This is a genomic window from Novosphingobium sp. 18050, assembly GCF_902706195.1.
Classification (GTDB): Bacteria; Pseudomonadota; Alphaproteobacteria; order Sphingomonadales; family Sphingomonadaceae; genus Novosphingobium.
In genome coordinates this window covers 185,085-210,128 of record NZ_CACSJO010000002.1, presented here as the reverse complement: position 1 = coordinate 210,128, position 25,044 = coordinate 185,085, and the positions used below count along the sequence as shown (strand labels likewise).

Annotated in this window: 20 protein-coding genes; 12 read left to right on the top strand and 8 right to left on the bottom strand. The window is 65.7% G+C overall.

Features of this window, described 5'->3' with window-relative positions; translation table 11 throughout:
* Positions 1-177: 177 nt before the first annotated feature.
* From GVL61_RS03450 to GVL61_RS03435, 4 genes are read left to right on the top strand one after another with little or no spacing between them, the layout of a single operon-like run.
* On the top strand, positions 178-2,349 hold the full coding sequence (locus tag GVL61_RS03450; protein WP_159977017.1) for a polysaccharide biosynthesis tyrosine autokinase: 2,172 nt from the start codon (positions 178-180) through the stop codon (positions 2,347-2,349).
* The gene (locus GVL61_RS03445; RefSeq protein ID WP_159977015.1) at positions 2,342-3,487 is read left to right on the top strand and encodes a glycosyltransferase; all 1,146 of its coding nucleotides are present in this window, start codon (positions 2,342-2,344) and stop codon (positions 3,485-3,487) included. The genes GVL61_RS03450 and GVL61_RS03445 overlap by 8 nt, the downstream gene beginning before the upstream one ends.
* A 44-nt stretch (positions 3,488-3,531) precedes the next feature.
* Positions 3,532-5,220 (top strand): hypothetical protein, encoded by a 1,689-nt coding sequence (locus GVL61_RS03440; RefSeq protein WP_159977013.1) that lies wholly within the window; start codon positions 3,532-3,534, stop codon positions 5,218-5,220.
* 9 nt (positions 5,221-5,229) lie between these two features.
* The gene (locus GVL61_RS03435; protein ID WP_159977011.1) at positions 5,230-6,753 is read left to right on the top strand and encodes a hypothetical protein; all 1,524 of its coding nucleotides are present in this window, start codon (positions 5,230-5,232) and stop codon (positions 6,751-6,753) included.
* 18 nt (positions 6,754-6,771) lie between these two features.
* On the opposite strand, the gene GVL61_RS03430 is transcribed toward GVL61_RS03435, so the two are convergent.
* The gene (locus GVL61_RS03430) at positions 6,772-8,262 is read right to left on the bottom strand and encodes a lipopolysaccharide biosynthesis protein (protein WP_159977009.1); all 1,491 of its coding nucleotides are present in this window, start codon (positions 8,260-8,262) and stop codon (positions 6,772-6,774) included.
* A 212-nt stretch (positions 8,263-8,474) separates the two neighbouring features.
* Between GVL61_RS03430 and GVL61_RS03425 the strand changes: the two genes are divergently transcribed.
* Complete coding sequence (locus GVL61_RS03425) at positions 8,475-9,350, top strand: polysaccharide pyruvyl transferase family protein (protein WP_235037515.1); 876 nt, start codon at positions 8,475-8,477, stop codon at positions 9,348-9,350.
* 19 nt (positions 9,351-9,369) lie between these two features.
* Here the strand turns inward: GVL61_RS03425 and GVL61_RS03420 are convergent, their stop codons facing one another.
* On the bottom strand, positions 9,370-10,515 hold the full coding sequence (locus GVL61_RS03420) for an acyltransferase (RefSeq protein WP_159977005.1): 1,146 nt from the start codon (positions 10,513-10,515) through the stop codon (positions 9,370-9,372).
* Between the two features lie 38 nt (positions 10,516-10,553).
* On the bottom strand, positions 10,554-11,618 hold the full coding sequence (locus GVL61_RS03415; protein ID WP_159977003.1) for a glycosyltransferase family 1 protein: 1,065 nt from the start codon (positions 11,616-11,618) through the stop codon (positions 10,554-10,556).
* 229 nt (positions 11,619-11,847) lie between these two features.
* On the opposite strand from GVL61_RS03415, the gene GVL61_RS03410 reads away from it, so the two are divergent.
* Together GVL61_RS03410 and GVL61_RS03405 are read left to right on the top strand one after the other, a co-directional pair.
* Positions 11,848-12,963 (top strand): glycosyltransferase family 1 protein, encoded by a 1,116-nt coding sequence (locus tag GVL61_RS03410; RefSeq protein ID WP_159977001.1) that lies wholly within the window; start codon positions 11,848-11,850, stop codon positions 12,961-12,963.
* A complete protein-coding gene (locus GVL61_RS03405) occupies positions 12,960-13,886 on the top strand; it encodes a glycosyltransferase (protein ID WP_159976999.1) in 927 nt (308 codons plus the stop codon). Before GVL61_RS03410 ends, GVL61_RS03405 begins: the two co-directional genes overlap by 4 nt.
* A gap of 73 nt (positions 13,887-13,959) precedes the next feature.
* Here the strand turns inward: GVL61_RS03405 and GVL61_RS03400 are convergent, their stop codons facing one another.
* The 4 genes from GVL61_RS03400 to GVL61_RS03385 all read right to left on the bottom strand — a co-directional run bounded on the left by GVL61_RS03400 (position 13,960) and on the right by GVL61_RS03385 (position 18,999).
* The gene (locus tag GVL61_RS03400) at positions 13,960-16,605 is read right to left on the bottom strand and encodes a putative Ig domain-containing protein (RefSeq protein WP_159976997.1); all 2,646 of its coding nucleotides are present in this window, start codon (positions 16,603-16,605) and stop codon (positions 13,960-13,962) included.
* Between the two features lie 2 nt (positions 16,606-16,607).
* Positions 16,608-16,874, bottom strand: a complete 267-nt coding sequence (locus GVL61_RS03395) for a hypothetical protein (protein WP_159976995.1) — start codon at positions 16,872-16,874, stop codon at positions 16,608-16,610.
* A gap of 122 nt (positions 16,875-16,996) precedes the next feature.
* On the bottom strand, positions 16,997-18,052 hold the full coding sequence (locus tag GVL61_RS03390) for a polysaccharide pyruvyl transferase family protein (protein WP_159976993.1): 1,056 nt from the start codon (positions 18,050-18,052) through the stop codon (positions 16,997-16,999).
* Between the two features lie 80 nt (positions 18,053-18,132).
* Positions 18,133-18,999, bottom strand: coding sequence for a glycosyltransferase family 2 protein (locus GVL61_RS03385; RefSeq protein WP_200844713.1), 867 nt, complete (start codon positions 18,997-18,999; stop codon positions 18,133-18,135).
* 221 nt (positions 19,000-19,220) lie between these two features.
* Between GVL61_RS03385 and GVL61_RS03380 the strand changes: the two genes are divergently transcribed.
* The 3 genes from GVL61_RS03380 (at position 19,221) to GVL61_RS03370 (ending at position 22,800) form a co-directional block, all read left to right on the top strand.
* Positions 19,221-20,480, top strand: a complete 1,260-nt coding sequence (locus GVL61_RS03380) for a polysaccharide pyruvyl transferase family protein (RefSeq protein ID WP_159976989.1) — start codon at positions 19,221-19,223, stop codon at positions 20,478-20,480.
* Positions 20,477-21,745: a glycosyltransferase family 4 protein gene (locus GVL61_RS03375; protein ID WP_159976987.1), complete on the top strand. Its 1,269-nt coding sequence runs from the start codon at positions 20,477-20,479 to the stop codon at positions 21,743-21,745. The genes GVL61_RS03380 and GVL61_RS03375 overlap by 4 nt, the downstream gene beginning before the upstream one ends.
* 431 nt (positions 21,746-22,176) lie before the next feature.
* Complete coding sequence (locus GVL61_RS03370; protein ID WP_200844712.1) at positions 22,177-22,800, top strand: sugar transferase; 624 nt, start codon at positions 22,177-22,179, stop codon at positions 22,798-22,800.
* A gap of 9 nt (positions 22,801-22,809) precedes the next feature.
* Here GVL61_RS03370 and GVL61_RS03365 read toward each other — a convergent pair whose 3' ends face one another.
* Positions 22,810-23,061, bottom strand: a complete 252-nt coding sequence (locus GVL61_RS03365) for a hypothetical protein (RefSeq protein WP_159976983.1) — start codon at positions 23,059-23,061, stop codon at positions 22,810-22,812.
* Between the two features lie 109 nt (positions 23,062-23,170).
* Between GVL61_RS03365 and GVL61_RS03360 the strand changes: the two genes are divergently transcribed.
* Together GVL61_RS03360 and GVL61_RS03355 are read left to right on the top strand one after the other, a co-directional pair.
* Complete coding sequence (locus GVL61_RS03360; protein ID WP_159976981.1) at positions 23,171-24,028, top strand: hypothetical protein; 858 nt, start codon at positions 23,171-23,173, stop codon at positions 24,026-24,028.
* Positions 24,028-24,963, top strand: a complete 936-nt coding sequence (locus GVL61_RS03355) for a hypothetical protein (protein ID WP_159976979.1) — start codon at positions 24,028-24,030, stop codon at positions 24,961-24,963. The genes GVL61_RS03360 and GVL61_RS03355 overlap by 1 nt, the downstream gene beginning before the upstream one ends.
* Positions 24,964-25,044: the final 81 nt, after the last annotated feature.

The window sequence follows — 25,044 nt, the reverse complement described above, 5'->3', positions numbered from 1 at the left end:
CTTTCTCAAATATTAGTTCCTAAAATCCACCACAGAACGCTCTACTGCCGAAGCCATGATGTTACATTTTTGAAATGATATGAAGTCCGACTTGTCCATACGGTGATTGTTGAACGAAACTATGTCCGAATCCGGATGATCTGTGGTGACACTCCGGTATGAACGGATGGTAACAGCTTGAACAAGTCGGTTGTCCTTGCGCCCCAGCCGGGGTCTCTCGTCCCGGTAACACGACCTGCGGCGTCTGCGCCGGCCGATCGGGTCGATCCCGGCCTGCTGTTGGCGTTCCTGCGGCGGCGCTGGCCGCTGATCCTGGGCGTGCTGCTGCTATGCCTGGCCGCAGGCCTCGTGATCACCGCACGCCAGACACCGACGTATCTTTCCACTGCGGAAGTCACGCTCGACACCAAGGTCGAGCCGATTGCGCCGCTTTCCGAGGACGACCGTCTGGCCGCACAGGGAAGCCTGAGCGAAACCTACATCGACACGCAGGTTGAGGTCATGACCTCCAGCCATAACGTTGCCGCTGTCGTCGATCGTCTTGGCCTCGCCCGGGACCGCCGCTTCATGGAGGAGGGCGTTAACGCCGCCGGCGCACGCGACGCGGCGATAGCCTATGTCGAGGACGGCGTCACCGCATTCCGCTCGGGCGCAACTTACACGATCAGCGTCGCCTTCGAGAGCGAGGACCCGGCAGAGGCGGCGCGCATCGCCAACGCCTTTGCCCAGCAGTACACGCTCGGCACCCTGGCCGACAAGGAAACCGGCGACGGCAAGGCGCTCAAGGAAGTCGGCGCACGCATGGAAGCCGCGCGTATCCAGGCCTCGGCCGATGCCGCCACCCTGTCGCGCTATCGCCTCGCGCACAATCTGCCGACCACCACCGACCGCTCGCTGACCGAGCAGGAAATCTCCGCCTACAACCAGCAGGTAACCGAGGCCCGCGCTCAGGCCGCGGAGGACACGGCACGTCTCGCCACCGCCCGCCAGCAGCTTGGCATGGGTTCAGCCGGCGACGACGTCGGCGAAGCGCTGGGGTCCGGCGTAGTGGCCTCGCTGCGCCAGCAACAGGCGGGCTATGCCGCTGAAATCGCCTCGCTTTCAAGCAAGTACGGCCCACGCCACCCCGATCTCCTGCGCGCGCGCAGCCAGCTCGATGCAGTGACCGGCCAGATTCGCGACGAAATCGGCCGCGTCATCTCCAACCTTTCGGCCAAAGCAGCTGTTTCGCAGAAGCGGCTCGATTCGCTGACGGGGTCGCTTAATGCTTCGCAAGGCGCACTGCGGCGCGACAACGTGGCGATGGTCGACCTTCAGGACATCGATCAGCGCGCGCAGGCTTCGAAGGCGCTCTACGAAAACTACCTGTCGCGCTACAAGGAACTGGCGGCGCGCATCGGCATCCGCCAGCCCGAAGCCGGCGTGCTGCACCCCGCCCTGCCGAGCGATACGCCGGCGCGCCCCAACTTCCTGCTCAACATGGTGCTCTCCGGCGCACTGGGACTGGCCCTCGGCATCATCTGCGCCATCGCCACCGAAATGATGTTCAGCGGCCTCACGTCCGGCGAGGATGTCGAACGGCGACTGGGCGTGCACTATCTCTGCTCGGTTCCAGAACTCACCTCGGTCCTGTCCCGCAAGGAGCGCGGCGGCGGCGCCGGCGATCCCGTAGAGGCGGTCATCGACCATCCGCGCTCGGCCTTCGCCGAAGCCTTCCGCAACTTGCGCGCGTCGATCGCTTTCGCAGTCGAAAACCCGCGCATCATCGCGATCACCTCGGCCCTGCCGTCCGAAGGCAAGACGACCGTCGCGCTGTGCCTCGCCCGTTCGATGGCCAGTGGGTCCGACCGCATCCTGCTGATCGACTGCGACGTGCGGCGGCGCGGGGTGAGCCGCTGGCTTGGCGGTACGCGTGAGGTAGGCCTGCTCGAAGTTCTGCGCGGAGAAGTGCAGCTCGAAGAGGCGCTCGTCACCGATCCGCGCACCGGGCTCTCGATCCTGCCGCTGAGCAGTTCTGCCCAGGAAGACCATGCCCTGCTCACCGGTACAGGCATGGACACGCTGCTCGCACTCGCCGCGCAGTCGTTCGACGCCGTCATCATGGACACCGCACCCGTGCTGCCGATGGCGGACGCGCGGCTCCTGCTGTGCAAAGCCGATGCCTCGATCATCGCCGCCCGCTGGCGCCGCACGCCGGAGGCCGCAGTTCGCTCGCTGCTGCGAATGCTGCCTGCCGGCTACGTCGGGTTGGCCGGCATGATCCTCACCCGGGTCGACGTTCGCAAGCAGTCCGGGTTCGGGGTCGATGAGAACGCCTTCTACAAGGCGTACAAGGACTACTATGCTTAACCTGCTGCCGACGCCCCCCGGCGAGGATGACGATGCACTGCTGGCCAGCGTGCGGCAACGCTATCGCAAGGTCGCCATCGTTCACTACTGGCTTGTGACGATGCGCGGCGGCGAGCGGGTGATCGAAAGGTTGCTGCACCTCTTTCCCGGGGCCGACATCTTCACCCACGTATACGACGAATCGCGTGTTTCGCGCACGATTGCGCAGGCCAAGGTGACGACCAGCTTCATTCAGCGGCTGCCCGGCGCCACTCGGCACTACCAGAAATACCTGCCGCTCATGCCCATGGCGCTCGAACAGCTGGACCTGCGCGGCTACGACCTCGTTATCAGCAGCGAGAGCGGTCCGGCCAAGGGCGTCATCACCGACCCCGACGCCATGCACCTTTGCTACGTGCACTCGCCGATGCGGTACTTGTGGGATCACTACCACCAGTACCGCGAGGCGACCGGCGCATTCAACCGCGCAATCATGCCCTTCCTGTTCCACCGCCTGCGCACCTGGGACGTGGCATCCGCCTCGCGCGTCGATCGCTATGTCGCCAATTCACGCTTCATCCAGCGGCGCATCGGACGGGCCTGGGACAAGCCGTCCACCGTGGTCCATCCTCCGGTGGACGTCAGCCTGTTCTCGCCTTCGGCCCAGATCGATCAGAACTACCTGTGGGTGGGCCAGTTGGTGCCTTACAAGCGGCCCGACCTGGCAGTGGAAGCGTTCAACCGGCTGGGACTGCCACTGCTCGTGGTGGGCGAAGGGCCGATGGCGGCCGCCTTGCGCCGAATGGCCGGGCCTACGGTAACGATCATCCCGCGCCTCGATTTCGCATCCCTGCGCGCCCACTATGCCCGCTGCCGCGGCTTCGTCTTCACTGCCGAAGAAGACTTCGGCATCGTGCCGGTGGAGGTGATGGCCTCGGGTCGCCCGGTCATCGCGTTCGGCAAGGGCGGCGCGCTTGATTCGATAGTCGACCGGCAGACCGGGCTGTTCTTCGCTGAGCAAACCGTCGATTCGCTGATCGACGCAGTCTCGCGCTTCGAGGACTGGCTGCCCTCGTTCGACCCTGCTGTCGCCGTGCTCCAGGCGAGCCGCTTCTCTCCTGCCGCCTTCGACTCCGGGATACTGCGGTCGCTGATGTGAACAGGCCGCCAAGACCGCTCCGGCAAGCTGGCACGCGGTTTGCGATGGGCCTTGCCGCCTGCGCCGCCCTTACCACCAGTTGCAGCCGCGGTGCGCCTGCGCAGACCTCCCCGCAGACCATGACGCTTGGTGTACAAACCCACTTCGCACAGGGCTGGCCGGCCACGCGCCTCGACCTTGCCCGCAAAGCCGGTGCGCCTTCCTTGCGCGACTCGGTCCCATGGGCCCGCGTCGAGACCGTGCCCGGCCGCTACACGTTCGAAGGCGCCGGCGTCGCGGCGCTGGACAGTTTCTGCCGAAAGGGCGGGTCACTGCTGCTGGTCGCCGTGCCGCTCAACCCGCTCTACGACGAGGGCGGCGCCTTGCGCTCGCCGGGTGCAAAAGCTGCGTTCGCCGGATACATCGCCGCGCTACAGAAGCACTTCGCCTCGTGCCTCGCCGCTATCGAGATCGGCAACGAGATCAACAGCATGGACTCGCGTCAGCTGTTCCGCCCCGGGGAAACCGGCGGCGACCCCCTGCGCGAATACGTCGATCTGGTGCGTACCGCGCGGGAGACACTGCGCGCACGCGGCGGAACCGCAAAGATCCTCGGCGGATCGAGCAACATGATCGCAACCGGCTTTCTCGATTCGCTTTTCGCGCGCGGCCTGCTCGATGCTGCCGACGCCGTCGCGGTCCATCCCTATCGCTCTCAGGCAGAAAACCTCGATGTCGAACTGGCGCATCTCGCCGATGTCATGCGCCGCCGCGGCAAACCCCTGCCTGTCTGGGCCAGCGAGTTCAGCGACAACTACCCGATGCCCGAAATGGCCGCGCCGCAGCTGGTCAAGGCGGCGACCCTGCTTGCCGCCGGCGGGGTGGAGGCGGCCCACTGGTACGCGCTCGTCGACCAGAAGTGGTTCCGCAACATGGGTCTTTACGATGCCGATGGCCGCACCAAGCCCGCCGCGCAGGCCTTCAGCCTCATCGAGCGCGAACTGCTGGCACACGGCCGCCCCGAGCGCGTCGATCCGGGCGATCCGAACGTGCGGCTCTATCGCTTCGGTACGGATGCCTGGGTAGCCTGGGGCGCTTCGGGGCGGATCGCGTTCGATGCTTCCGCCCGCCTGCTCGACGCACGCGGACAGCCGCTCTCCGGCACCGAGGCAGACCTGAACGACGATCCGGTGGTCGCCCTGCGATCCGCCCGCCCGACCTTCACGCCGGGGCCGGTACTGGCCGACAGCCTGCTCGGCTATGGCAGCGCAGACTGGCGCTATCTCGCGCGCAAGGCGGACGGGACCGAGCGAAGCCTCCCCTGGCTCGACGGCCAATGGACTACCTACCACGGCGACCGCTTCCTGCGCCCGCTTTGGATCGGCGATGTAGCCGGTGCGCCCGCTGGCGAGGGGACGGGGGCCATACACGCCATCATCCGCTACACTGCCCCGGCCGCCCGCAAGGTTTCCATTGCCGTGTGCATCGACAAACAACCCGGCGGCGACGGCATCGACGTGGCACTGCGACACGGCAAGACAGACCTCGCCGCCGCACTTGTTACGACATCCCAGCGCTTCGACCTGCGCGATGTCGCGCTCGGGACGGGCGACACTGTCGACCTTGTCGTGGGACCGAACGCAAAATCCGGCCGAGACGGCTTCCGCTACCGCATCCGCATATACGCCGAGCCACATGTCCCCGCTGCGGACTGCCCGGCCCGCGCGGTTCCCGTTTACCCGGCCAAGATCTGAGAGACGCGCATGGAACTCACAATCATCGGCGCAGTCCAGCTCCTGCTCGGCCTGAGCCTTTTCGTTTTCGGGTCGCTGCGCGGGCTTTTCGCGTTCGTGATGATATCTACCCTGTTCGGAGGCTCGGCTGCGGTCAACCTCACGGCACTGGGCGGATCGTCGATCACCCCGGCCCACTTCGCGCTGGCGTTCCTGCTCCTGCGCTGCGTCGTGCCGGGCAGCGTGCCGCCCGGCAACCTCGTCCAGGCTCTGCGCGGCAATGCATGGCTTGTGGTCTTTGTCGTCTACGGCGTCCTTGCCGCACTGATCCTGCCGCGCATCTTCGCGGGCGAGATGGACGTAACCCCCCTGCGCGGTCAGATCCGCGCACGTTACGGCAGCGAGCTAGCACGTATTCTCGCCGCTGCACCGCTCCACTTCAGCCCACAGAATGTGACCACGGCGGTCTATATGATCGGCACGCTGATGATGGCACTGGCAGCGCATACGGTGCTGCGCTCGCGTCCTGCCGTAGCGGGAGCCCCCGGCAACGCGCCCACGCCCGCAAGCCGGGTACTGGCACGCACTGCCGCCACGATCGGGATCGTTCACGCCCTGCTCGGCTTCGCCAGCGTGGCGCTGCGCAAGACTCCGGCCAACGTCGTCTTCGAATTCTTCCGCAACGGCAACTACGCCCAGCTCGACCACGAATGGAACGGCTTCGTGCGCATGAACGGCGTTTTGCCCGAAGCTTCGTCTTATGCGGCCTTCGCCATAGTCTGGTTCGTGTTCAACTTCGAATGCTGGCTACGCGGAGTCGAGCCGCGGCGAACGGGGCTAGCCGCACTGCTTCTGGGCTCGGCGCTGGTCGCCAGTACATCCTCCAGCGCCTATGTCGGGCTGGCGCTGTTCGGCACGATCCTGGCCGTGCGGGCAGCTGTGACGCCGCGCCTGTTCACGCTCGACCGACTGGCCTGGATGATACTTGCCGGACTTGGCGCCATGGCCCTGGTAAGCGCGATGCTGGTGCTGAACCCGGTGCTCGCTACTGCGCTGAGTAACCTGCTGGAACACATGACGCTCGACAAGGCCGGCTCCTTCTCCGGTCGCCAGCGCCTGTTCTGGGCGGGGCAGGGGCTGGAGGCCTTCGTCGTCTCGCATGGCTTGGGCATCGGCCCCGGCTCGTTCCGCTCGTCGAGCCTGATGGCGGCGATCCTGGGTTCGGTTGGCGTGATTGGCGCTGTCGCCTTTGCCGGGCACTTCCTGCGCGCGTTCAAGCCGCTGGCGCTGTCGACCTGGATGCGTAGCGGCGAGGCGGAACGCGATACCGCCGCAGCCGCAGCCTGGGCCATGGTGGTAGGCGTAGGCGTGGCCTCGGTCTCGGCGCCCAGCTGCGACCCCGGCCTGACCTTCGCCATCCTCTCCGGTTCGGCCATCGCCCTGCGCTCGGGCCGGCGCACCGTCGAACAAGCGTTCGAGGATGCTGGAGAGGCCGCGTTCGACGTATCCCCCGCAGCGGCCTCAGGCCCGCTGCGCATCCCCGTACCGGCCTGATCCAAGCCGGTGGAGCATTCAGGAAAGGCTGCGCGAGCGGGTGAGCACGGAACGCAGCAACCCGCCCAGTTCGGCCCGGCGCGCGCTTCCCAGCATCAGCAGCAATACCGCCGTATAGACCAGCACGCCCTGAAGGATGAGGAAGCCAAGGCGGGTGAGCGCGGCGAGCCCGCTCGCCGATCCCTGCACATGCATGGTATCGCCCGTAGCCCACACCACCACAGCCATCACCGCCGAGGCCCCCAGCGCAGGCGCGATGCCGGCCAGCACGTCGGCCGCGCGAATCCCGCTCGCCCGCTGAAGCAGCACCATCTGCAAGGCCAGCGTCACATAAGCGCGCCCGACATAGGCAACAGCGAACCACAGCAGGCCATGGGGCGCAGCGGCGATGCAGAACACCAGGGTAAGCGTCAGCTGGATCGCTGCCAGCTTCGCGATCACGCCGGCACGGCCAAGCACGGTGAGCGCCGGATCAGCGAAGAAGTTGAGCGCGAAGGGCGGCCCCAGCAGGCACAGCACCCGCGCCAGCGGTATGCTCTCACCCCATTGCGGGCCAAACAGCAGCGGAATGATCTGATCCGCCAGCACGCCGATCCCGGCGATGGCGGGGAAGGCGATCATGGCGCTTGTCGATACCATCTTCACGTATCCGCGCCGGAACGCAGGCATGTCGTGCTTCAGCTTGGCAAGCGTCGGCACGGCGACGGTCGAGAACGGGGTAATCAGACCCTGCGCCACCACCTCGATCGACTTCCAGGCGGTGCGATAAACGCCCACAGCGCCAATGCCGATCATGCGGCTGAGGATCACATCCTGCGCGCGGTTGAGCGCGACGAGGAGAAGCTGCGAACCGGCGACGCTAGCCCCCAGTTTCCACTGGGCGCGCAAAGTGCTCCACGAAACGTCGAAGCCGGGGCGCCAGCGAAAAGCATGCCAGGCAACCAGCGTACCGATTGCCTCGCTGGCGAAGCGCTGCACCACCAGCGCCCAGACGCCCCATCCCGCCTCCGCCGCCACCAGCGCCAGCGTACCGCCGACGAGCCCCGCGCCGAGCGAGCGGATTGCCAGTGCACGGTGGCCGAACTCCCGCAGGTTGCGGCTCATATGCGTCGCCCCGGCGGCCGAAATGGGCACCACGAGACCAAGCGCGGCGATCACCGGCGCGGCCTCTGCGCTGCCCAGCGCATTCGCCAGCGGGCGGCGCAGCACGAAACAAAACAGCGCGACGAGAATGCCCATCGCAAGGTTCGCCCAGAACACGGTATCAGCAAGGCGCGGGGTGACTTCCTTCGCTCGGTACAGGCTGCTGACCAACCCGCCCTGCGCAATGATCTTGCCGATTTCCGCCACCGCCAGTCCGACGATGAACACGCCGAACGTGGCCGGACCCAGCCGATGCGCGAGAGCTGCGAAGACGATAAAACCGAATATCTGGTCGCCGCCGAAGCGCACGACGCTCCAGCCGATGGCGCCGGCTGCCCGATGCCGCAAAGTACCTTCGACAGCCATGCTGCGTCCTTAACGTTTTCGTTTCGCTTGCATAGTCATGTCGCAACTGCGAAATAGCAAGTCAAAGTGATCTTCAGGAGCTTGATCGAATGAACTCCGAATTAAATTTATTTAATGGCTCATTCGACAGCGCCATTTCTAGATTGAATGAATGCTTTTATGAGCATGTACAGGGGAAATTTGCCCTCCTTGATTTCCCCAATTATTCTAACGTGGGAGATTCTGCGATCTGGCTTGGTGCGCTCACCTTGTTCCGGTCCTTGGTGGGTGCCGATCCCGCTTATGTCAGCGCCTTTCACAATCTCGACGATGCGGCGCTGCGTTCGGCGGTGCCCGAAGGTCCCATCTTCCTGATTGGCGGCGGCAGCTTCGGCGACATCTGGAACCATCACCAGAACTTCCGCGAAGGCGTGATCGCACGTTTCACCGACCGGCCGGTGATCCAGCTGCCCCAATCGATCCACTACAACGACCCGGCCCGAATCGCGCAGACCGCCCGCATCATCGCCGCCCATCCCAACTTTACTCTGCTAGTGCGCGACGTCCCTTCGCTGGAACTGGCGCAAAAGCATTTCGACTGCGCGGTCCACTTGTGCCCGGACAGTGCGCTGGCCATCGGCGCCACCCGCGCTGCGCCCGCATCGATGGACGTGCTGGCGATGCTGAGGACCGACAAGGAAGGCGCAGGCGTGGCGCAGGTGCCCCCCGGCATTCCCGTCGACGACTGGCTGGACGAGGATATCAACGCAGTGCGCCGGGCAAAGGCCACTGGCGCCATCCGCGCCTGGACCGCGCTTTCGCCTTCGGCCGCCCGCGCGAGATCCTACGAGGCGGCGGCACGGCACCGGGTCGAGCGAGGCTTCCGCCAGCTTTCACAAGGGCGCGCGATCGTCACCGACCGGCTGCATGTCCACATCCTGTCGCTGCTGCTGGGCCGGCCCCATGCCGTGCTCGACAACTACTATGGCAAGATCGGGCGCTTCCTCGATGCCTTCACCGGGGCATCGCCGCTGGTCTACCGCGCCGCAGATCTGGACGATGCGATCGCCTGGGCCCGCGAAGCCGCCAGGAACCGGGAAGCCGCGTAGACCGGAACAGTGCGCTGCCTCAGCCCGCCCTTAGGCGAGGCAGCGCCATGGCCCGGCGACCGACCTGGCCGATGACCGCACGTACCACGATATGAAGCGGCGGCTCCAGCCAGGCAGCGATGACAAACGACGCCAATAGCGATCCCGCCATCGCGCCCAGAAACGCCGCCACCGGCCCAAGCGGCATAGCGACCAGCAGAATCGCGCCGCCGACGTGGATATGGATGAGATAGAGCGGGTAGGTCGACAGCCCCGCGAGGCGCAGCACGCCCGCAAAGCGCTCCGCCCGCGCCGCGATTGCATCGCGGTACAGGAAGGACAGTGCGACCATCGCCGTGATTGCGAGCCAGATTGTATAGGCCAACGGCCAGCGCGCGGCGAGGTCCGCTCGCCCGACCATTTCCCAGCTCGCCGCTTCGCGAACCTGCATGGCCGCCGCTGCAACGCAGGCCAATGCCAGCGCCAGATGCCGCCGGCGAAGGGTCCCGCTACCAAGCCGCGCGCAGAGCATACCGATCGCGAAATATCCGCCATGCTGGAGCAGCAGCAGTTCGGTGAAGCGCCCACCACCTGCCAGCAGCCCACCCGCTACCGCCGTCCAGTACCCGGCGCTCGCAAGTCCCAGCCACCAGGCAAGCGCCTGCGCCCCGAGCGCCGCCCGGCCCGATGCCAGCATCGCCCATATCACCGCGTAGAAGCACAGCTCGACCGGGATGGTCCAGAACTGGCCGATGATCCACGGCCCCCAAGGCATGAACGTGAGCGTCTTGAGCGCCAGCCACGCCGCCTGTCCGGGCGGGACGGCAAAGACCAGCACCGCGACCGGGAAGGCGATGGCGCAGGCAATAAGCAGCGCCGGCAGCAACCGTGCCACGCGCCGCTTTGCAAAGCTGCGCGCGCTGACTCCTTGCGCCGAATAGGCGATCACCGCTCCCGATACGACGAAGAACACTTGCACGCCAACCCAGCCGCACCAGCTCAACTGCCAGCCCGGCGGATAGGCGATCGAAGCGCCCAGCGCCGTATTGAGCATGCTGCCTTCGATCGCCCAGACCTTGAAGCCCAGGTGATACACAACCACCAGCACGGCAGCGAGCAGACGCACGGCGTCGAGTCCATAGACGGGCGCCTTGCGCGGACGAGAGGAGACATGGGGGGGCGTCATCGCCCGCAATCATTCTTGGAATTGGCCGCGGGGCCAAATTAACTCGCAGTCATGACCTCGAGAATGCGGCGGGCCTGTTCACGCCAGGAGAAGCTCTCAGCGCGCGCAAAGCCTTGAATACGCAGGGATTCTGCCAGGGCAGGATCGCCGAGAACCCGCCGCACCGCCGCCAATATGTCCTCGCTGTCGAGCGGGTCGCAGTAGAGCGCCGCCGTCCCGCACCGCTCGGTCATCGAGGGGATTGCCGAGGCCACGACCGGGCAGCCCAGGCTCATCGCCTCGACCGGCGGCAGCGGCGATGCCTCGTAAAGCGAGGGAAACAACAGGCACGAGGCCCGGCGATAATAGCCCGCCAGCGCTTCGAGGCAGGGCACTTGCCCCACGAATTCCAGCATATGCGCCACATCCGGCGCAACGCTGGCCCGGATCGGGGCGAGAATCTCGTTGCTGGCACCGACCAGCACGGTGCGCACCCCGTCTTCGCGCGCAAGGCGCTGGGCGACGGCGATCACCCGCTCGACGTTCTTGCGCCGTGAAAGCGAGCCAACGTAAAGCACCATTGGCTCACGCTCGCCGTCCTGCCCGCCGGGAGCGCCGCGCTCCACCCGGTCATGGCTCCAGGCACCGTTCTGGACAGCGACGATGCGCTTGCCCGCACGCCCGTTCAGGTGCTTTAGCCGCTCACGCTCTGTCACTGATACGGTAAGGATGGGGTCGGCGCGACGCAGCAGAACGGGCAGCAATGCGCGGTGCGCCAAGCGGTAGCGCAGTGAATAGGCCTGCGGCAGCGACAGATACGACACGTCATGGATCATCACCGCGACGCGTTGCCCGGCCAGCGCCGAGATCAGCGGGGCAGTGTTGCCCAGACATAACAGACGCCTTCCCGCGACCATGCGCGGCAGCACCAGTTGCTCCCACAAGTGCCCGCTTGCTCCGCCCCTGCGCTCCACTTCGATATGGCGAAGACCCAGCGCGGATACTTCCGCATCCGGTTCACAGGCCAGTGCAATACGGAGCGCCGTTTCGCCGGCCCCCACCATCCGGTCCATTTCGGAAACCAGTTCGCGGGCAACCCGCTGCACACCCGTAACAGGCTGCATCAGAAAGCGAGCATTGACCAGAATCGAGTCGTCGCCCTGCGACATCCGAGCCCCCACGTTGCCGCTCCTGCATGGCCCGCCCGGCGCCGCTAGGGAAGATTCCTCGCGCCCGAAATCGAGATTAAATCTTGGCAATACCGATAATTGCGCGTCGCAATCGCCGCACCGCAATATTACGATAACGGTATCTTTTTCAATAGCGTGTTCGGAAAGGCGGCGCCACTTCTTCATGTCGATGCTGCCGGTCTACATTAACGGAAAATTCTATTCGGGCGGGCTCAACGGTGTCCACCGGGTGGCCGACCGCCTTGTGCGCGAGATCGACGCATGCCTTGGCGTGGAATCTGGCGGGAGCATGCCTTCGGTCACGCTGCTGCTGCCCACGCGCCACGACGGCGAATGGCGCCCTCACCTGCGCAATATCGAGGTGCGCGAACTGGACGAAGCCCCCTCCCAAGGCTGGGAACAGCGGCGCCTGCCCACGCTTGCCGCAGACGGCGTGCTGGTTAACCTCGCCAATCTTGCGCCCTTGCGCCACCGCCGCAAGATCACGCTGATCCATGATGCGCAATTTCTGTTTCCCGATAGTTCATACCCGCTGCGCCAGCGCCTGGGCTACCGGCTGCTGACCCCGCGCATGGCCCGGACGAGCACGGCGGTGCTGACCGTGTCGGACTATTCGCGGCGCATGCTCGACGTGATGGGCGTATCCTCGGCGGCGCGCACCGGGGTGCTGTACAACGGCGTCGACCATGTACTGGAGGCAGAGCCGGACGAGCGTGCCCTGGCCGAACTCGGGCTTTCCCCGCGCGGATATACGCTGATGTTCGGCAGCCCAAAGGCCTACAAGAACAACGCGGTAGTCTTCGCCGCCTATGCGCAGGGCGCGCTTGCCGCAGTGCCGCTGGTGGTCGTGGGCACCACGCGCGAGGCACTACCCGCGCAGGGTCTGACCGCTCCCGAAGGCACGATATTCGCCGGCAAGTGCGACGATGCACGGCTGCGCGCGCTTTATGCCCAGGCACGCTGCCTGCTCTGCCCATCGCGCACCGAAGGCTTCGGGCTGCCCCCGCTGGAGGCTATGCTCTGCAGCACGCCTGCCGTGGTCGCGCCTGCCGGCGCCCTGCCAGAAGTGTGCCGCGACGCCGTGCTTTATGCCGATGTTGACGATCCGGCGTCGTGGGCACAGGCCATCATCGCGCTCGATCCCGCCTCGCCGCTGTTCGCGCGCAAAGTGGAAGAAGGTCGCGCGCGGGCCATGCAGTTCACCTGGGCGCGGGCGGGCGGAGAACTGCTCGGCAGGATCATGGCGGTGAGCAAACAGCCATTGAGGCAGGCGGCATGAACGGGCGTCCACCGCGCGTCTCGGTGATCTTGCCGTGCTACAACGGCGAAATCTATTTGCGCGAAGCGGTGCAGTCGATCCTCGACCAGACGCTTGCCGATTTCGAACTGATCGTCGTCGACGATGGAAGCACCGATGGCTCGCCGGCGATCCTGCAGGACATGGCTGGCAAGGACGCGCGGATTCGTGTGGTCACTCAGCCGAACGGCGGGATTGTCGCCGCACTCAACACCGCAATCGAGTATGCGCAGGGGCAATATATCGCGCGGATGGATGCCGACGATGTGTCCTTTCCCGAACGGCTGGCCTTCCAGGCCTCCTACCTCGATCGCCACCCGGACGTCGTTCTGGTCGGCGGCTATGCCGTGGGGGACCGCAACCCGACCCCCACCAGCACCCGGACCACCGGCGGACGGCATGCCAGCACCGATCTTTCCGTGTTTCCCCCGCGAATCGCCGTTTCGATGCACCCGCTGATCATGATGCGGGCGGCGGCGCTCAGGGCCATGCGCGGCTACCGCAGCGACTATCGGCATGCCGAGGACTATGACCTCTTCATTCGCGCCAGCGCCCATGGCCGGATCGAAAACCCACCCGTCGACGTCCTGTTCTACCGCCGCCACGAAGGCGCGATCTCGATCGGCAATGTCGAGGAGCAGGAACGCTCCGCCGTGCGGGCAGAGCTAGACGCCATTGCGCGCGCCGGCGCCGGCCTGCCTCCACCCCCGATCATCGAGGCTTACACCCGGCTGCGAATTTTCCGCCGCTACCGCGCTATCTCGGCAGAGCGGGTGCGGACGATGCGCCTGCCCGTACTGGCGAGCCTTATCGCGATCACCCCGCGCTCGCTTCTGTCCAGCCGCTTCCGCCGCCTGCCGCTGCTGATCGGAGTTGCGCTGGTACGCTCGATGCGAACGGCCTGAAACGTACCCGGCCCCCGGCGATTGTGCATCGCCGGGGGCCGGGCCGGTTATCATCTTGTCGCGGTGCCTGCGGTTAACTGGCCTGCACCGCAATGGCAGCAGCGACCCACTGTCCCGAGGCGGAAATCGTGAAGGCACCGGGGTCTTCCGTGCCCGAGGCGATCTTCCACGCGCTCGCATTGGTCGACTGGCCGCTCGTGCTCGATGCCCGCGTCATGAGCCCCGAATAACCGGCGGGACCGGAGGTGATCGTGGCGGTGCCGTCGAGCGCAAGGACAGCGATGCACAGGCTGGCACCCGTCCAGCTTGGGGTGATCGCCGGCGGATCGGCGGACGTGGAGGCACTGCGCAAGTAGCTTCCCATCTCCACCGCTCCGGTCGCCCCGGTAACGCGCAACACCCGTGTTACCGCCTGCTGCGAGCCGGACAGGGTTACGTTCAGCACCTTGCCGCCCTCCGTGCCGTCCGCCGTTCGCGTGAACACCGCCAGCGCATGGGCGTTCGAGTTCGAGACGTACTGCGCCCGCTGTGTCCAAGCCCCAGCGGTCGCATGGTCCCAGGTGACGGTAGGAACCGCGTCGATCGACATCACCGCCACCAGCACGTCGCCGGCGTTGACGATAGCGGGCATGGCCACCGTGATGCTGGTCGCATCGGCGGCGTTCCAGCTCTCTGTCTGGTCGGCAACGGCGATGGTGGCCGCCGCCGCAACCGAAATCGCGAACACCGCATCGGCGGTTGCCCCCAGACTGTCCGATACGCGCAGGACGATGCCGGAATGCGTGCCCGCAGAGGTCGGCATGCCCGAGATGACGCCCGTTCCCGCATCGAGGACAAGCCCGGCGGGCAAGGCTGCCGACCCCGGCGCGAGAGCAAAGGCATAGGGCGCCGTGCCCTTCACCACGCGCGGGGTATAGCCGGTGTAGGGCAGACCCTGTTGCCCTGCCACCGGCACATACTTGAGCGCAAAGGGGATCGCCGCATATGTCGCCAGAAGGTGGTCGGCCCGCGTCCCTGCGTGAACCTCGTTCGGGTGAACCCCGTCCGAGGAATTGCTCCCCAGCGCCATGCCGCGCCCGGCGTCGGTCTCGGCGTCGGAGAGGATGAAGGCCGTGTCGCTCGCCACCTTGTCCACCGCGTCGAAGCAGGGCAGGCCATCCTCGGCCAGCGCGCCTGAGCGCAGCCATGCGTTCCAGGCATCACGCGCCGCCTCCTGACTGGCCGTGAACGTGGTGTCACCGTAGGCTTCCTGCCAGATCACCATGTCGAAGCCGTAAGCGCGCAGCTTTGCAGCCATGCGCCGGGCCTGCCCTTTCATCGCCTCGACAGCCGTGAGCGCGCTCGCGGCGTCGGTGACGTTGGTCTTGATATCGTTGTGGCCGTAGTCGCTGACATAGACGTTGGGCACGCCCGGCGTGAGATAGGCGACGGATGGCGTGTCAAAGCCGGTATAGCCGAGTTCGAGCCGGTGCCCCGCGATGCCGATGTTGCGATAGAGCACGCTGGCGGCGGAGCGGTGGTGGAGCGCGGCCGTGATCGTGCGGTTGTTGGCGCCGCCGGTGCCGAAGATGATGCTGTCGCCGCCCGCAAGAAACGAAAGCGTGGCCGGCTCCGCAGTAGAGAAAACCGCCTTCAGCGCCGCCTTGATCGCGGTGACTTCGCTATCCGTCGGCGCGGCGGAATAGACCACGAAACCGCGCCAGTCGGTACGCCCGCCGTATTCGATCGCTTCGCCAACCTCGCCCCCGGCGTTGAGCGTGGCGGCAGCGGCGGCGGGATAGTCCGCCGTTTGCCCGTCGCGGTGAACGACCTGCTTCGCCGCGCTGGAAACAAGGCCCAGCACCGCCAGGTTGTTCACGCCAAGCGCCCGCGCATTCGTTGCCGTCGCCGGAATGGAAGCGCCCGCCACCATCGGCTGCATTGCCAGATTGCCGGCACTGCGCGGGCTGGTCAGGCCGTAGTCGGTCGTCGCCCCGCCGAACGCCCAGTAGCCGCAGGTCGCCGCCTGCCCCGGGGTGCGCGCCGCCATGAACACCGCGCAGTCGGCGCGCGGGATCGCAAGGGCCGCGGGGATCAGCATCGGGCTGTCGGTGTCGTAGTTGGTGATGATCGGGCCACCCTCACCCAGCCATAGGGTGGGCTGCGCAGAGGTGGCGGGCTGCGTCAGATGGCGGCCATTGCCGGTCTGGTCGTAGACCGCCGCGACCGTCAGCGTCGAAATGCCCTTGAAGGTCGAGGCAGCGGCGATGTCCAGGGCCTGGCCGGAAAAGCCGACGTCGAGTTCGGCCCCGTCCGAGACGCGGCGCAGGCGCAGCGCCGGCCCGGCGTAGGCGGAAACCAGCAGGCCAAGGCCGTAAGCACCGGCCAAGGCCGCGCTGGCGGGCAGATACGTGCCCGGCGTGGGAGTAGGAGTGGGAGTTGGGGTGGGCGCTGCCGTCGCCCCGGTCAGCGTCACGGCGTATTCTACCGCGCGGGCAGTGGTGCCCGTCCCCACACTTTCGCGAACGAGTGCCACCTGGCTCGCCCCCGCAGCCAGCGCCGAGGCCGCACTGATGCTGCTGCCTGCCAGCGCCAGATTGGCATTGCTGCCAGAACGCAGTGAAAAACTGGAACCCGAACCCAGCGCACGCGGCAAGACGAACAGCGCGCCGCTGCCTGAAACGGTGCGCGTCCGGTTGCCGACGCCGCCAGAGCGGCCCCCCGATACGAGGCGCGTCATGCTCAGCCCTCCCCAACGAGATCGGCGGCGGTCGTCCCGGCGGCGCGCACGTAGAGCGCGCGAACGGCGATGTAGCTGGCATCGGGCAGGTTGCGATAGGTCACGTCGGCGGCGCCGTCGACGCCGCGCAGCACCACGTCGCCGCCAGTGCCGACGTAGATACCCTTGGGCACCAGCGCCAGCGCCTCGGTGTCACTGGGCAGAATCGCGAAAGGCGAGCGCGATGGCGCAAAGGCGGCATCGGCATGTGTCTGGAAGGGGTCCTGCATCTTGGCAACTCCGGCTGGAAGGCAAAGGGACTGATGGCCGGGCGACTCGCCACCCGACTTTCGTTCGCTTTATGTTCCATCCGAATCGTTGTAGGAAAGTGATTAATCTCGCGAAGGCAGATTCAGGCCGACGGGCCGTGGTCGAGATTGCCGGCAGCCTTGCGCGCCAGATCCTGCCGCACCGCCGCACGCCCTTCCCGGTCGAAACCCAGCGCATCGGACACGCATTGGCAGGCGACTTCGGGCTGGTCCCGCGGCAGGACAGGGATAACGAACCGGTCGGCGACGACGCGCACCTTGGCGGTCCCGTCCTCAATCGCCAGTGCCGGCGCCTCGGCAAGGATCGCGAAGATCAGCGCGTGGAGGCGGTTGGTCAGCACCAGCGCAGCTTCGCGGTAAAGGGTGATCAGCGGGTCCAGTTCGTAACCGCCAAGCACCGTGATCTCACGTTCGGGCCAGCGCGCGGTCAGACGCGCGGCAGCGGCCTTGTCCATCCCGTCACGCGGATCATGGCAGGCGATCACCACGCGCGCGCCGGGCAGCGCGCTCAAAGCCGCCTCCAGCGCTACGTCCAGCGCATCCCCCTCGATCGTGCGCCCCTCGCTGCCGTCGACGCAAGGGGCGATGACGATCCACCGCCGCTCTCCCTGGCCCGGCGAAATCGTATGCGCGCCGGCCGTGGGCAGAAAAACCATATCGGCATTGACCGCATGCGCCTTGCCGGGAGCCAGCCGCGCAAGATTGCGGGCCGAAGCCTCGTCGCGCAAATTCACGACCTTGCACAGCGACAGCACAGCCCGCCACAAGACCCGGCGCACCGGCGAACGGATCGCGCTGACCCCCAGCCCCCGCGTGACGAGACTGCCGCCGCCCAGCCGGGCGCTCAGCACGCCCACCAGCAGGCCAAGCAGAGAGGGGATCGAGACGTTATCGCGCACCAGCTGCCCGCCGCCGAAAACGAGCTGCGCCCCGAACGCCTGCCGCGCGAACGCCGGTATGGCCTTGCCGGACACCAGCACGCCGCCCGCTGCCTCGACCTGCCTCTCCACCGCCGCCGGCAGCGGTGCCCACCGGCGCACAATGCCCCCGCGCCCGCCGGTCAGGGCAAGGTTCTGCAGCAGCAGCTTGAGATCGCCGAGGTTATGCAGATCGCCGCAGACGAAGACCTGACGCCGCATTTTTGCACGTGCCTGTTTCCGGGCCTGTTTCCGAGCCTTGGTCGCGGCCGCCCTCGGGCCCGGGATTGTCGCCAGTCCCGTCACATCTCAAGTATCCGGCGCGGATCGACGCGGCCGCGCAGGCAGTCGAAAATGGCGAGCATGTTGCCCAGTAACCGCCCCCGCCGATCGACCAGCGGTTCGGGCCGCAGGCTGCGCAGCGCGTTGGCCGCAACGTTGTTCCACATCAGACGGTTGCCGAAGTCCGGCCGCATCGTGCCCTTGCGCTTGAGGTAGACGATGTTCGCCACTTGCGAATATCCCAGTCGCTTGCCCGAAGTGCGCCCGCCGCTGGTGCCCAGATGCACCCCGGTCACCGCGCGGGTCGACACCTGCCGCCCTTTGCGGCCCAGCCGATTGGTGAAGTCGATATCTTCCTGCCAGCCATAAAGCGGCAGGTTCTCGTCAAAACGCATGCCTTGCACAGCGCTGGTGCGGATGGCCATGTTGCAGCCGTAAAGCTCGTGCCGGTGGCGCAGTTCCGCCGCCGCAGGGTCCGGCTTTGCCAGCAGTTCGAGCGCCTGCTCGATCGTGAAGCCGCCCTGCCGCACCCCGTCCCCGCGCAGTTCGCCGGTGATCCCGACGATATCGGGATGCGCCACGAACAAGGCCTCTACCTGTGCGAGATAATCGTCCGCCGGGATGAAATCGTCGTCGAAGAACACGATGATGTCCGCCTGCCCCTCCAGCGCATCAAGCGCACGGTTGCGTTGGCGGCACAGGCCCCTTTCGGAAAACAGGATACGCGGTGCACCGCGCGCCTGCTCGACCCCCGCGACATCTGCGGGCGCGACGGACACAACCATCACACCGTCCGCAGCCCGGGTCTGCAAGGCAAGCAGGTCGACGGTCCGGCGCACCAATTGGGCACGGCCGACCGTGGCGATCACGACATGGATGCTGGGCAAGCGGCCAATTTCCTCGACAGTCACTATCGGCACGATATTCGCAGCCGATGAACACATGGAACGCGTCGCAGGATAAAGAGAACGCGGCCAACTACAGTGTTAAAAAATAGTCACTGCGCGCGAACATCCTGCGAATATCGAGGCAACTCTGGTAGTCCCCATGCAGGGCCAGGCACCGCGAAACCGTATGTGCAAGTCAATCCACGGAGACAGTCCACGACATGACCGCCCCGTCGATGGCCATTCGACCGGCGCTCGCGCACGGCGACATTGCAGACATGCCCGGCACGCGCATCGGCGCGATCAGCCGCGTGATCCTGTTCAATGTGAAATACAGCCCGAACCTGGGCGACGGCCTGCTGAGTGAATGCCTGGAACGCGAATTGAGGCGCTCGCTGCCCGATTGCGAGGTCGTGTCCGTGGACCTTGCCGGGCGCACCGAATACCCCGCGTCCCACGGCCGTGCGCGCGGATTGGCCCTCGCCCTGCTTGATCGCTGCCCTACCCCGCTTCGCCAGATGGCCGCTCGTGCCATGCTCGAAATGCTGCTCCGCGGCAGGCTACGGAGGCGCTTTCGCCGCGGGCTTTCCGGCGCAGATGCAGTGGTGATAGGCGGCGGCAATCTGCTCACCGATTCGGACCTCAACTTCCCGATGAAGATCTCGGGCGCTCTCGCCGAGGCGGCAAGGCTCTCGCTGCCCGTCTCGGTCTATGCGGTAGGCGTCGCGCCCAGCTGGTCCGAGGCAGGCAAAAGGCTGTTCAACCGCGCCTTCTCGCGGGCACGCCTGACCTGGGCTTCCGTGCGCGACATCCGCTCGCAGGAAGGCTGGGCCGCGCATTTCGGCCCCCACGCGGCCCCTGCGGAAGTGGTGGTCGATCCGGGCGTGCTCGCCAGCCTGCACTATCCGTCCGCGCTGCGCAGCCCGGGCGGCCGCAAGGTCGGCTTTTGCGTGACCGATCCGCTGGCGGTGCGTTACCATAGCGACAAATCCTCCGCCGCCACACTTGAGGACTGGTATCCGGCGGCCTTGCGCTCGCTCGTGGAGGCCGGCTTTGAAGTCGCCCTCTTCACCAACGGCAGCCCGGAAGACCGCGAATACCTGCACGGCCGCTTCTATGACTGGATACGCCATGCCAGAGGGCCGGTCACGCTCAGCCCATCCTTCGAAACTCCGGCCGATCTCGCCACCCTCGTTTCGGGATGCGACGCCATCGTCGGTCACCGCATGCATGCATGTATCGCCGCATACTCCTTCGGCGTTCCCGCCGTCGGGCTGCGCTGGGACGTCAAGCTCGACAGCTTTTTCGAACTGGCCGAACGCGGAAGCCATATGCTCGACCCTGCCGCCGTGGCGGCGGCCGACGTAGGCGCCCGCACCGCCGCCGCCATCGCCGATCACCTCGACCCCGCCCCTCTGATCGCCCGCGCATGCCGGGAAGTGGCCGAATTCGCAGCGCGCCTGCGGGAGGCCAGAACATGATCGGGCGCATCGTCCAGATCAACGACCTCAGCGACCCGAAGGGCGGCGCCAGCAAACTCGCGGTCCAGGCCGCATGCGACCTCGCCGCACGCGGACACCAGGTCACTTTCATTACCGGCGATGCGGGAGATAGTCCGGCCCTTGCCGACGCCGGAGTGGAGATCGTCGCCCTCGGCCAGCAGCGCCTGCTTGCGGGAAGCCGCGCCAAGGCGATGGTGACTGGCCTGTGGAACCGCGCGGCCCACGCGATGCTGCGGGACTGGATCGCCCGGCACGATACCCCCGCAACCGTCTACCACCTGCATGGCTGGTCGCAGATTCTTTCGCCCTCGGTGTTCGGCGCACTCGATCCGGTACGCGACCGGCTCGTCATCTCCGCGCACGACTTTTTCCTGGCCTGCCCCAACGGCGCATTCGCCTGGCTCAAATCGGGCGAGGTATGTCCGCATACCCCGCTTTCCCGCGCCTGCCTTTCCACCCCATGCGACCGGGATGGTGCCGCGCGGAAGCTGTGGCGCAGCGCACGCCAGGCAGTCCAGCGCCGGGCCTATCGGCCGCGCTCTTCACCGCCGGTACTCGCCATTCACGAGGGCATGCGCGATTTCCTGACCCGGGCGGGTATCCCTACCGGATCGATCATCGCCTTGCCCAATCCCGTCGAGCCCTTCTCGTCCCGGCGCATTGCGGCCGAGCACAACCGTGAAGTCCTGTTCGTCGGCCGCTTGGAAGAAACCAAGGGCGCCGATCTGGCGGCGCACGCCGCCGCACGCGCCGGCGCCGCCCTTACGGTGGTCGGCGAAGGTCCGCTCGCCGATCGCATCCGCCAGATCCATCCCGGGGCCCGTCTCATGGGTCGACGCAGCCCTGCCGAGATTCGCGATCTTGCCGCCAGTGCGCGCATGCTGGTCATGCCCAGTCGTTATCCGGAGCCATTCGGCCTGGTCGCAATCGAAGCGGCATGGAGCGGACTGCCGGTGATTCTGCCCCGGACCGCACTGTTGAGTGACGACCTTGTCGCATGCGGCGCAGGCATGGCCATCGATCCCCGCAACGTCGATGCATTTGCCGACGCCATCCGCACGATCCTGCACGATGATACCGCCACGCGCGCAATGAGCGAGGCAGCCTTTATCCGCACCACATCCCTGGCGCTCACCCCGTCGGCATGGATCGACCGTTTGGAAACCATCTTCGGTGAACGGGTCACAATGCCGACAGGCGATATCCCGATAGCGCTTGAACAACGCCTGCAAGCTCGTCGATGACTGCCATCGAGACCGACCCTGCGATGGAGCTGTGAGCAAGAAGCGACATTGCTGTAGAGCGATTAAAACTTCGCAAGCCAAGCTGCGCGCGCCTTAATCGTAAGATCAGTTCCACACAAAAGCCGTGCACTACCAAACTAAACATCCGAATTTTATCTACATGGAATTCAATAAAATTATCCGACAAATTAAATTAAATTAATTCCGCTCCGATATGACCCATATTGCACTGCAAAATGTAGCTATTCCGAACCGATAAAGAGAAATATGGTATACCTATATTAATTGATTCGTCGGTCAAAATCAGTGTGATCGCGGCGGGTTCGATCAGGAGCATGTTGATGCAGACCGCGAAAGCGCAGGTCATCCGAATGGAAGCGACGCTGCATCGGTCCCCTGACCGTTCCGCCCGCAAAACTGATGACCAGGGTATGGCTGACTGGGGACATCAGATCGTGATGAGGGCCTTCGATCTTGCGGTTTCCGCGCTCGCGCTGCTGCTGTTCCTGCCCCTGCTGCTGCTCGTCGCCCTGGCAGTCCGACTGACCAGCAATGGTCCCGTTCTCTTCGTTCAGCAGCGCATCGGCCGGGATGGCAAGCAGTTCCCCTGCCTCAAATTTCGCTCGATGGTGGTCGATGCCCGCGAACGGCTCGAAGCACTGCTTTCCAGCTCGGAAGAGGCACGGCAGGAATGGGCACGCGACCAGAAACTGCGCAGCGACCCCCGGATCACCCCGATCGGCCGCATCCTGCGCAAGACCAGCCTCGACGAACTACCCCAACTCCTGAACGTCCTGTTCGGCCATATGAGCGTGGTCGGACCGCGCCCGATCGTCGAAGGTGAAGTCGCCCGCTATGGCAACCGCTTCGGCGCCTACTGCTCCGTCCGGCCCGGCCTGACCGGCTTATGGCAGGTCAGCGGACGTAACGAAGTCAGCTACGACATCAGGGTGCGGCTCGACGCCTTCTACGCCCTGCGCAAATCGCTGGCCTATGATTTCGCGATCTGCCTGCGGACGGTTCCAGCCGTGCTCGCCTCACGCGGGTGCTACTGAAATGGTGTCCTACCTGATGAGAGCGGCGATCCCGCCCCACAGCCCCAGGCTGATCAGCGCCGCCAGCAGCCACCATCGCCACAGGATCGGCCTGCCGCCGATCGGCTGCGCCGTTTCAGCGGCCGCTGCGGTGTGCGAGCGGACACGATGATCGGCGCCTGCGGCTTCGCTGCCCGCCCTCCACGGTCCGGCATCGCGGTACGCGCCGGTATCGGATTCCGGCCTGCCGGAAACATCGTTTCCAGGCTCACTCGCAGTCATAATTCGCAGCCTTCGTAATGCGACGCCGAAAAACCAACGCGGACGGCAGTAAATCCCCTCCTTTAATAGCACCATGCCGCCAATTGGTCGAGCCGCACAGGATGGCACGATGTTCCAATCGCTTGACCTGACCGACCCCCTGATCGCCCACCGGTACATGGTGGCGATGCGGGTCCTGCACGAGTTGCCGGGCTTCGACTGGTATGACAGCCAGTTCCTCGCCAAGTTCGAAGCCGCACGGCAGATGCTGGAAATAGTAAACCCAAGGAGCGTCGCGACCTTCACGGCCGCTTTCGATGTCCTGCGCACCGCGCCGGACTTCAAGGTCCGCCACGTGCGCCCGCTTCTCGGCGATGTGCGCTTCGAGGACCTGCTGACCGAAGTCCGCGCGCTACCTGCCACGGCGCTGAAATCGCGTGAAAACGCCCAGTTCGGCCGCGACATCTTTCACGACCTGCCCGCGCTGGGTGTTCTCCAACGCGAACTCACGCCGCTGGTGTCGGAGCTTGCCGGAGAAGAGGTCGAACCCTGCTACAACTTCCTCAGCCTCTATCACGGCAGCGGTCGATGCCCGCCGCACATGGATGCCCCGTCCGCCAAATGGACGCTCGACCTGTGCCTTGCGCAAAGCTGCGAATGGCCGATCCGGTTCAGCGACATAGTCCCATGGCCCACCGCCGGAGAGGCTGCGACCCTATCCGACGAGACCGATCCCGCCTTGCTCGGCATCGTCTTCGAGGATCATATCCTGCACCCCAACGAAGCGTTGCTGTTCTCAGGATCCTCGCAGTGGCATTACCGTGATGAGATCCCCGATGGCGGCTTCTGCCACCTCGCCTTCCTGCATTATCACCCGGCGGGCTGCGCCGATCTCATCGACCCCGCCCGCTGGGCCGCCCGTTTCGACTTGCCCGAACTTGCGGTGCTTGACGCCGTATTCGACGCCATGCGGCCGGCGGTGCAGTGATGACGGCAACTTACCGCGTCTTCGGCCTCGATGTCCGCTTCCCCCGCGAGGTTCCGACCTTGCGCGGCGCCCGCATCGATGACGACACCGCTGCCGATGTCCACGTCGCGTTCGCCCCGGTCGCCTTGCTGCCGGTGATGGAAACCGTCAACGACGACCTCGACACCTCGTGGAACGCCGAAGGGTTGACGATCGCGGTCGAAGAAGTGGGCCGGTTCCTGATCCGCGGCGGCCACACCATCATCGTCGATCCCTATCCCGGCGTCAGTCAGGCCGAGATCGACCTGTACCTCGCCGGCTCGATCATGGGCGCCATCCTGCACCAGCGCGCGATCATGCCGCTGCACTGCAACGCCTTTGCCTGCGGTGATGCAGCCGTTCTGCTTTGCGGCGATTCAGGCGCAGGCAAATCGACGCTCGCCGCCTGGTTCGAAGGACGCGGCCGTCCTCTCCTGACGGACGATGTCTGCGCCGTTACGTTTGAGCGCGATGGCCAGGCTATCGGCCATCCCGGAATGCCGCGCCTTCGCCTGTGGGACGATGCGCTTGAGGCCATGAAGCGGATCGGCCAGACCGCCTGTTCGGTGCCATGGGCCGAGGGCAAGTTCGAACTCGAAATGGCGTCCGACCGCGTCCGGCAACCGCTGCCCATCGCCGCGATCTACCACTTGCGCGAAGCGGAACCGGACAGCGGTTTTGCGATCACCTCGCTGCGCGGCCTGCCGGCCATCGATGCGATCACCTCCAGCATCTATCGGCGGCGCATCGGCGATCTCGTCGGGCACGCGTCCGGCTATTTGCAGGATACAGCGCGTCTGGCGACCGGAACTCCGGTATTCCGGGTCGAACGAACTTGGGGAATGGAACACTTCAACAGGGAAGCGGCACTTATCGAAGACCATGCAACTGCCATCTGCAGCCGAATTACAGCATGAAAATTCTTTAACACCCCCAACGCCGCTCCAATATAAACTTGAAGTCGACCACAGCAATGTTAGTCTTCAATTCCGCAACAC